Raw genomic sequence first — 6,876 nt, forward strand, 5'->3', positions numbered from 1 at the left:
CAGGCCATTCTGGGTCGCGGGCGCTGGGACGCAGACGGTCTTCAAGACATCGTGCGTGACTATGTCGTAGAGAACCTTGCCCCAGATGACGCTGTTCTGGCCATCGACGAGACCGGCTTCCTTAAGAAGGGCGATGCCACCTGCGGTGTCGCACACCAATATACCGGTTCGGCAGGCAAGACAACAAACTGCCAGATCGGTGTTCGCGACCTATGTTTCGGCTCGGGGTCATGCCTTTGTCGATCGAGCCCTCTACTTGCCCAAGAGCTGGACTGGTGATCGGACAAAGCTTGCCGCCACCCATGTTCCAGAGACTGTGTCCTTTGCCGCCAAGCCCGCCTTGGGTCGAGATGATAAGGCGTGCGCTGGCGGCGGATGTACCCTTTTCATGGGTAGCGGCAGATGCGGTATATGGCCTAGGCGACGTCGAAGGCGCGGTGCGCCAAGCCTGCACGGGCTATTTCCTTGGGGTCAAATCCGATCATTACTTCGGCTCCTGGGCGAAGAACCCGGCGCAGACACTTATGCAAGATTCGTGCCGCCAGCGCATTGATTTAACATAATGTATATTATCATTCGTTTTGCCACATTTTCAGCGACTTAGCTCGAGCGTTACCTTCCACTGCTGCCTACGCCTGGCTACCTACGGCCGACCAGCCTTGGGTCGTAGGTCCATCTTCGAACCTTGCGGGCGCTAATCCGCGCTGCGTCCGGGTGCCCTGGATTAATCAGCAGATTATTCTCCTCTGGCACGATGACAGAGGGAACGAGCATGAGTGCGCTGCGCATGGATGCCGCCCATTCCGATCCGAAGGAAATGCTTACACGACCTGCCGGCTCGGCATCCCATCCAACTGCGAGATCGTCGGTGGTGGCAACCTCCGCGGCGCTCAGCAGATCGTCAGGTACAATGATCCCGACGAGATAGCGATTGAGTGGAAGCCCGCCCGAGTTGAGATGTACCACGGTCTCGAGGCAGGCTAGCGCCCGACTGGCGGCCGCGTAAGAAAGAGCAATCCCAATATCGTTCCAGCGCCCCCCCGTTATCTTGGCACCGGTTCCCAACATGTCGTCGGCTTCATAGGTCTTTGTATCCGTTGCGATGCGCCAGAAGGTCGTTGTCACGCAAAGGCGCCGCTCTGGATCTGCGCCAAGGTGCGCGACACCAGCGCCTGGCCTTCCATCGTGTCGAGCAGGTCAATGGGATTTACCCCGCCCAGAGCGGGGAGCGGCTGCCGAAGCCAGGACGAGAGCCATTCGGGCGCGCTGAAGCCGCCTGCGTCTCCCGATTCCTCCACCATGTCCTCAAGCTGACCAACCAGCTTGGCCAAGCCCAGAACCCGTTCACTGTCTTCGACAGACAACGCCTGATTGCTGGCCGCCTTCTTGTTGACCGTGGCTGTCTTAAGGTTCAGCGCGTCGAACATCACCTTCTGGTCCACATGCATCGCAGCAATGAACCGCTTTAGGTCGCGTGCGGCAACCCCCCGTTTGATGAACCCGATCCGATCCACCGGCGAGGCGCGATACAACGCTTTATACGCGAACGGTGGCGCGCCCTGCCCCGAAGGCTTTCGACGCTCGATCTCCAGCTCAGCCATAGCGATGCTCCTTCGAGCATTTATATAGCTCGTTTGAGCATCGCTTACAAGACAGGCTGTGAGAGAAGAGGTCACGCACTATGCCTCACATTTCCTCCCTTTAGCGAGCATTATCCCACAACCAGCCAGCTGCTGAATTTGTGGGATAACGGAGGCATGTTAGAGGTGCCCCCTTATCCGACAAACAAGCCCATGCTTGTCAATCTCAAGTGGCCGCCAGCCGCCATTGAGGATTTCATCGAGGAAGGCACAAACCCACCAACGTGACACATTCTTTATTTCGTGCCATTATTGCGCCATCGTGTCTTTTCCCTCGTTTTGGGGGAGGTAAGCCAGGAGCAGCGCTATGACGGTACAAGTCAAGATAACGCCTAACGGCCGAATGAGCCTGCCGGCCGATATTCGCAGGAGGCTCGGCCTTACTCGTGGCGGCGCCTTGCTGGTCGAGGAAACTGAAGACGGCGTCGTCCTGCGCACCGTCACGCAATCAATCACGCACGCGCAGACATTGGCGAAGCAATATACCGGAGACAATCCCGAAGCGTCCGTAGATGCATTCCTGAGCCGTCGCCGCGAAGAATCCGGCGAATGAGCGAAGTGGTGCTCGATGCCTCGGCGCTCCTGGCGCTTCTTCGAGATGAGACCGGCGCGAGCATGGTCGCAGAAGCGCTTGCCGATGCGCGCATGTCGAGCGTCAACTATGCGGAGGTGATCAGCCACTTCAACCATGCGGGCATGCCTGCCAAGCAGATTGACGCAATGCTGAAGCCCTTGCCCGTGGCCGTCATCGAGGCCGATCAGGCTCTCGCCACGATCGCTGGTCACCTGCGCGCAGTGACCTCAAAGGCCGGCTTGTCGCTCGGGGACCGTTTCTGCCTCGCCCTTGCGCAGCGCGACGGTTTGCCGGCGGTGACGGCGGATAAACAATGGCGCACCGTTGCTGACGCAGCGGGGGTCACGGTCCGCGTGATCCGCTGAGCTCGTGATGAAGCCTCGTTCGTGGTCGACAGGCCGCGGAGGTTGGGCGCCGCAGAGTGAAGATGCGCGCGATGATGGCGGCGTCGATTGTGCGCGTGTGATCCATTCCGCCTCGTTCCGGCGGCTGCAGGGCAAGACCCAGATCCTCAACCTGGGTGATAGCGACTTTTATCGTACGCGCCTCACGCACTCGCTCGAGGTCGCGCAGATCGCGGGCGGCATCGCTCGCCAACTTGAAAAGTCCTACCCCTCTCATCCGGCAACCGCGCTACTGCCTGATCGCGGCACAATCCATTCGATCGGCTGCACGCATGACTTTGGCCACCCGCCCTTCGGTCATGGCGGCGAAATAGCGCTCAATTACTGCATGCGGCAGAAGGGTGGTTTCGAAGGCAATGGTCAGACGCTGCGGATCCTCGCCCGTCTCGAAAACTTCTCCGCCCAAGCGGGCGCCAACCTCTCGCGCCGAACCATGTTGGGGGTGCTGAAATACCCTGTCGCTTACAGCCGCGTTGCCCATCCAGAGCTCGTCCCCGCGCTGCTCAGCGGCCCAACGACCATCAAGATCCTGGACGGGCGCCTCAGCAAGCCGCCTAAATGTTATCTCGACAGCGAGCAGGATGTTGTTGACTGGATCCTGGACCCACTTTCCGTCGCGGACCGGGGCGTCTTTCAGACTTTCGCGCCGCAGGACGGCAAACACGGCAAGCCGCTCTACAAGGCGCTCGATTGTTCGATCATGGATGCGGCCGACGACATCGCCTATGGCGTGCATGATCTTGAGGATGCGATCGCGCTCGATCTCGTCACGAAGGACGCCTTTGCCGCCGCACTGCAGGACAAGTGCGCTTCGTTTCTCGATGCGTTAAAGGCCAAGTATCCGGGCGAGAGCGCAAACGATGTCTTCAGCCAGCTTGTCGATGGTCTGTTCAGCGGGCCCGCTTCGCGCAAGCGGTTCATTGGCCGCCTGGTCCATCATTTCCTCACAGCAGTCGAGTTTGTCGAACGGCCGCAGTTTGCCGAACCGCTCCTGCATTGGAGCGTGCGCGTGGCATCACCCCAACGCGAGCTACTCGATCATCTCCAAAACTTCGTCGTGCGGGAGGTCATCGCGTCGCCGGCTGTCCAGCATCTCGAGTTCAAGGGCCAGACCATGGTGGTCGCCGTCTTCGAGGCGATGGAGGCGGATCCTACCCGCCTGCTTCCACGCGAAGAACTTGCAAAGTTCGAGAAAGCGGGCGGCGACCTTAGGGTGATCTGCGATTATGTTGCGGCCATGACAGACACGCATCTTTTGAAGACCTATGAACGGCTATTCTCGCCGAGAATGGGCTCGGTATTTGACCGCCTCTGAACGGGCTGTGAACGGCTGTGCTGCGGGACCACCTGCGTAAATCCGTGACAGATCTGCGTCCAAGGACTTTCTCCCTGGTTCAAGAGTGCCACGACAATTTGATATCGCTGTTTGTGGTCGCATGTGACTGACAAAATATCGAGCCGCGCATAACTGACAGCATCTGCCTGGAGTGCGTGGTTCGCGATATTCAGTATTCACTACCCTTCTTGGCATGGGGATGAGAGCTGAACATTGAGAAGTTGTCAGACGAGATATCGGCCGTTCCCGATCCAACCCGTTACCGGGAAGCACACTTCAGGTTGAATGCCCCTCCCTATCGAGTGCGACAAGCCTTCGGCATGTCCCACATATGATGACATTTACTTTCTTGTGTTCGGCGTGCAGAAGAGCGCCATCACCACAACAGGCGGGTCAATCCTCATGGCTGACGAGAACAACACCGACGTCACTGCGCTTACCGTTCAACTGCTGAGCGCCTTCGTTTCTAAAAATTCGGTTCCAAGCGAGAGCCTCGCTGAGCTGATCAAGACCACGCGCGCCGCGTTGACGCAGGACCTTGCTGCGCCTGCTCCAGACGTTGCGCAGGACCATGTTCCGGCCGTGTCGGTTCGCAAGAGCGTTGCATCGCCTGATCACATCATCAGCCTGATTGATGGTAAGCCCTACAAGACGCTAAAGCGGCATCTTGCAACCAATGGCCTGACGCCTGAGCAATATCGCGAGCGCTACAAGCTGCCCAAATCCTATCCCCTGGTTGCACCAAATTATTCCGATGCGCGTCGTGCGGTCGCCGAGCGACTGGGTCTCGGCAGGAAGACAGCTGCTGCGGCCCCGACTGCCACAGCCCCCTCCCCCGCCCGTCCAGCACCTGCCGCCAAAGCCATCGCTGCTCCAACTCCTGTTAACGCCGCTGTGCCGAAGGCAGCCAAAAAGTCTGCCGCGATCAAGGCAGAAGCCGCTTCCACTCCAAAGGTGGAGATGAGCCCCAAGACCGGCAAAGCGGAGGTCAAGGCACAACCGCGCAAGCGCCTGTCGATCGCCTCGGCCAAGGACGAGAAGCCCGCTGCACTCAAGCCAGCGAAAGCTGATGCGGAGCGCAGCGGCGCTCCCAAGGCAAAGCCGGCAAAGACTGCCGAGCCTAAAGCAGAGGTGACAAAGCCGAAGACAGCATCGAAACCGGCGGTAAAGCCCAAGGCAGCCAAGTCGGCGACAGCTACTGCAAATGCAGCATCCGCCACAACGTCGGCGGACGCAGCACCCGCCGCGCGCTAGAGGCAAGTGTCAGCCCAGCTCCGTCCTCGCGCGGAGCTGGGCAACAACGGATCCGCACGGCCCGTATACAACTGCAGTTCAACGACTACCAATGCCTCAAGAACTGAGTCTCGCTGTTGTAGGCGCTCTCCACCCCAACGCGGATGAATCCAACCGTCAGTTCGAGATCCGCATGCTCAATCCTGGCGATCCCATTACGCTGATCCTTGAGCCCAGCAACAAGGCAGATCCTTCAGCCGTTGCGGTATTCTCCGTCCGCGGCATACAGCTCGGTTATCTGTCCGCCGAGCGCTGCGGATGGATCGGGGCCAAAATCCGGCAGGGACTGGATGTAAGGGGCATTTTCCAGGCTGCCACAAGCGATGGAGCGATAATCCGCGTGCGCCTTGATGGCGGGGTTCCGAACCTCCCATCCCCTCAGCCCGACAAAGTGCTGGATGCCGAAGCGCGCTATAGCGAGGCCGCTGATCCAGACTCAGGCTTCTGGCCAGATTATCTGCCCCCTGACGAGTGAGCAATCTCCCGCGGCATAGCTAGTGCACCCGTCCCAACGCGCGTTTTGCCTCCGCTGTGATCGTATAAACAGCCTCGCGCTGGGCGCCGCGGTTCGCATGATCGATCCGGAAGCCCTTATAATGCCGCCGCAGCAGGCCCGCGCGCACAAGGTCGGATGCCGCGCGACTGATGCTGGTCCGCCCGGATCGCAAGATGCGTGCTTGAGCTTCCTCCTCGATCAGCACTTCTGCCGCGGCGGGATCCTCCGGCAATTTGCCACTCGCTATCAGGTCGGCGCGCGCAGTATTGATCAACGCCCGGCGGCGTCCGTCGCGTTGCGCCAGGGGAATGAGTGCCCGGCAAAGCCAATCCCGCACGGGTAGCAGCGCGCCTTCATAGCGCACATAGGGTCCGAGGCTGTCGCCAGCGTCAGCTGCCTTGTAGATGAGATTGAGGACCATGAACGCATAACGCGGCCGCTTTGAGACCTGCGAAATGGGGTTCCCGTACGGGTTTCGCCAAAAGTAGCGGTAGGAAAACGGGATAAATTCAACGATTGAGAAATTACCACCGTGAGGTTTCCTCATTAATTCAGTAGCTTGGGATTTTGTGCAGGTTATGGGGTCGCAGCCTTGCACGGGTGCCCACGCTCCCTGATCGGGAAGTGCAGCTTCCCGTGCATGTTGATGTGGCGGAACGCGACAGGTGCTATGTGCGCGAGATGTTCCGGCGGGTAGCGGCCCGGTCGCGCATCAACGACCTCCTGCATCGCTGCAGTATTCCAAGCCATGACGATGTTTGTCAGCAGCGTCAGCGCGCCTGAGACTGCCGCAATCTCGCTGTGCTTGCGTCCGTGTTTCGCCTCGATCCTGCCCGCCAGGATCGCCCGTTGCAGCTGGTGCACGGATTCTCCCTGAGACAGATTGCGATGCACCTCGCGTCGAAAGTCAGGCTTGACCAGGTAATCGAGCAGGAAAAGGCTACGCAGGACCTTCCCGACCAATGTCCCGGCCTCATAGGTTGCCGTGCCTCTTGCCGCACTTCCGTGCCGATCGATGATTGTCGCGGCCGAACTGTGGCCGGTCTTCAGCGACATGATCACATGGAGCAGGCCGTCCCAGCCTTCCTTGGCAAGCCGCGAGACTTTGACGCGCACCACCATGGGTTCGAGGC

The 6,876-nt window shown here is 59.6% G+C and carries 9 protein-coding genes and 1 pseudogene; 6 read left to right on the plus strand and 4 right to left on the minus strand.

The annotated features are described in order from the left end of the window. Nucleotides 1–512, plus strand: a pseudogene (locus YP76_RS27355) (IS701 family transposase); the annotation flags it as partial. A 127-nt stretch (nt 513–639) separates the two neighbouring features. Here YP76_RS27355 and parT read toward each other — a convergent pair. Both parT and parS read right to left on the minus strand, forming a co-directional pair. Continuing rightward, nucleotides 640–1,125: a type II toxin-antitoxin system Prs ADP-ribosylating toxin ParT gene (gene parT, locus YP76_RS23740; protein ID WP_084733327.1), complete on the minus strand. Its 486-nt coding sequence runs from the start codon at nt 1,123–1,125 to the stop codon at nt 640–642. Next, a complete protein-coding gene (gene parS / locus YP76_RS23745; protein ID WP_046765878.1) occupies nt 1,122–1,601 on the minus strand; it encodes a type II toxin-antitoxin system Prs ADP-ribosylating antitoxin ParS in 480 nt (159 codons plus the stop codon). The genes parT and parS overlap by 4 nt, the downstream gene beginning before the upstream one ends. A 346-nt stretch (nt 1,602–1,947) precedes the next feature. Here parS and YP76_RS23750 point away from each other — a divergent pair, with 346 nt between their 5' ends. The 5 genes from YP76_RS23750 (at nt 1,948) to YP76_RS27360 (ending at nt 5,722) form a co-directional block, all read left to right on the plus strand. Continuing rightward, nucleotides 1,948–2,193, plus strand: a complete 246-nt coding sequence (locus YP76_RS23750) for an AbrB/MazE/SpoVT family DNA-binding domain-containing protein (protein ID WP_046765879.1) — start codon at nt 1,948–1,950, stop codon at nt 2,191–2,193. After that, nucleotides 2,190–2,579, plus strand: coding sequence for a type II toxin-antitoxin system VapC family toxin (locus YP76_RS23755; protein ID WP_046765880.1), 390 nt, complete (start codon nt 2,190–2,192; stop codon nt 2,577–2,579). The genes YP76_RS23750 and YP76_RS23755 overlap by 4 nt, the downstream gene beginning before the upstream one ends. 7 nt (nt 2,580–2,586) lie before the next feature. Beyond that, nucleotides 2,587–3,933, plus strand: a complete 1,347-nt coding sequence (locus YP76_RS23760; RefSeq protein WP_046765881.1) for an anti-phage deoxyguanosine triphosphatase — start codon at nt 2,587–2,589, stop codon at nt 3,931–3,933. Between the two features lie 306 nt (nt 3,934–4,239). After that, nucleotides 4,240–5,208 carry a MucR family transcriptional regulator gene (locus YP76_RS23765; RefSeq protein ID WP_332307431.1) on the plus strand — a complete coding sequence of 323 codons (969 nt, stop codon included), beginning with the start codon at nt 4,240–4,242 and terminating at the stop codon, nt 5,206–5,208. A gap of 91 nt (nt 5,209–5,299) precedes the next feature. Then, entirely contained in the window at nt 5,300–5,722 is a 423-nt protein-coding gene (locus YP76_RS27360) for an HIRAN domain-containing protein (protein ID WP_046765882.1), read from the plus strand. A gap of 19 nt (nt 5,723–5,741) precedes the next feature. Here the strand turns inward: YP76_RS27360 and YP76_RS23775 are convergent, their stop codons facing one another. Both YP76_RS23775 and YP76_RS23780 read right to left on the minus strand, forming a co-directional pair. Then, nucleotides 5,742–6,164, minus strand: coding sequence for a hypothetical protein (locus YP76_RS23775; RefSeq protein WP_052757564.1), 423 nt, complete (start codon nt 6,162–6,164; stop codon nt 5,742–5,744). A 155-nt stretch (nt 6,165–6,319) separates the two neighbouring features. Then, nucleotides 6,320–6,876, minus strand: a 557-nt coding sequence (locus YP76_RS23780) for a Tn3 family transposase (RefSeq protein ID WP_046765886.1), incomplete at its 5' end; no start/stop codon positions are given.

Origin of the sequence: Sphingobium chungbukense, from assembly GCF_001005725.1 — a bacterium.
Lineage (GTDB): Bacteria > Pseudomonadota > Alphaproteobacteria > Sphingomonadales > Sphingomonadaceae > Sphingobium > Sphingobium chungbukense.